The 1039-nt window shown below is 70.5% G+C and carries 3 protein-coding genes and 1 pseudogene; all 4 read left to right on the top strand.

Going from position 1 to position 1039, the window contains the following annotated elements; translation table 11 throughout:
• Positions 1-250 (top strand): annotated as a pseudogene (locus ACY45C_RS06525) (nitrogen fixation protein NifX); the annotation flags it as partial.
• Complete coding sequence (locus tag ACY45C_RS06520) at positions 247-690, top strand: NifX-associated nitrogen fixation protein (RefSeq protein ID WP_011438836.1); 444 nt, start codon at positions 247-249, stop codon at positions 688-690. The pseudogene ACY45C_RS06525 and the gene ACY45C_RS06520, both read left to right, overlap by 4 nt.
• A complete protein-coding gene (locus ACY45C_RS06515; RefSeq protein ID WP_462186740.1) occupies positions 680-916 on the top strand; it encodes a CCE_0567 family metalloprotein in 237 nt (78 codons plus the stop codon). Before ACY45C_RS06520 ends, ACY45C_RS06515 begins: the two co-directional genes overlap by 11 nt.
• On the top strand, positions 913-1039 hold a 127-nt coding region (locus ACY45C_RS06510), incomplete at its 3' end, for a nitrogenase-stabilizing/protective protein NifW (RefSeq protein WP_462186749.1). The genes ACY45C_RS06515 and ACY45C_RS06510, both read left to right, overlap by 4 nt.

The following is a 1039-nucleotide window of genomic DNA, read 5'->3' as shown; positions in this document are numbered from 1 at the left end:
CTGCGCGATCCTCAACATCAGTGACATCGGCGGGACGGCCGCGGCGAAGGTGGTGAAGGCCCGGATTCACCCGGTGAAGGTGGTCAAGGGCACCGCCATCCCCGAGCTGCTCCGCCGCTACACCTCGACGCTGGCCGGCAATCCGCCGCCCTGGCTGCGCAAGGTGCTGCGGTCCCACGAGCCGCAGCCGGCGGCGACCTGGACCCGCGGCGGTGCCACGGCCCTGAAGCCCAAGGGGGACGCGGCATGACCGCGAAGACCGGTTTCCTCGGCGACCTGGTCGACCAGCTGCGCGCCGGGGACACCTACGGCCAACTGGAACGGTTCTCCGACGAGGACCTGCTCCGCCCGTTCATCGTCACTCGGGAGCAGCGCCGCGAGATCGCGGTGAACTGCGACATCGACGCCGCCGTAGAGGGCCGGGTGCGCTCCTTTTACCAGGCGGTCGCGGCGGCCACCGAGAAGGCGACCGGGGCGTTCACCACCACCGTGCTCGACCTCAGTCACGAGGGGTTCGGGCGCGTGATCATTTGTGCCGGGCGGCTCGTCGTCCTCTCCGACGCGTTGCGGGACGTGCAGCGGTTCGGCTTCGGCTCCATGGACGAGCTCTCCGCCCGGGGCGAGTCGCTGGTGACCGGTGCGACCAAGCAGATCGAACGATGGAACGAGGTGGCCCGCGATGACTCCTGACGCCCAAGCCGCCGACACCCCGGCCGGGGGCGCCCCGGCCGACACCGAGCTGCGGCTGCGCAAGCTTCGTAGCCGGGCCTCCCAGCTCAAGCTCGACCTGCACGACCTCGCCGAGGACCTCCCGATCGGCTGGGAGGGCCTGCTCGACGTCGCCCGCCGGACCTACGACGCCTATGCGGAGATCGCCCTCCTCGAGGGCCTGCTCGAGAAGGAGACATCGCGATGAGCGTGAGCACGGCCGCCGGCCAGCTGGCGGACTTCCGCCGCTGTTCCACCGCCGAGGAGTACTTCACCCTGCTGGACGTCGACTACGACCCGCGGGTCCTGGCCGTCAACCGGCTGCACATCC

The sequence above is a fragment of the Frankia sp. CcWB2 genome (assembly GCF_977927585.1).
This window is presented reverse-complemented; position numbering and strand designations above follow the sequence as displayed.

Bases quoted from the DNA above. Each gene is read 5' to 3' on its own strand.
- ACY45C_RS06520 (WP_011438836.1), top strand. From the start codon at position 247: ATGACCGCGAAGACCGGTTTCCTCGGCGACCTGGTCGACCAGCTGCGC.
- ACY45C_RS06515 (WP_462186740.1), top strand. From the start codon at position 680: ATGACTCCTGACGCCCAAGCCGCCGACACCCCGGCCGGGGGCGCCCCG.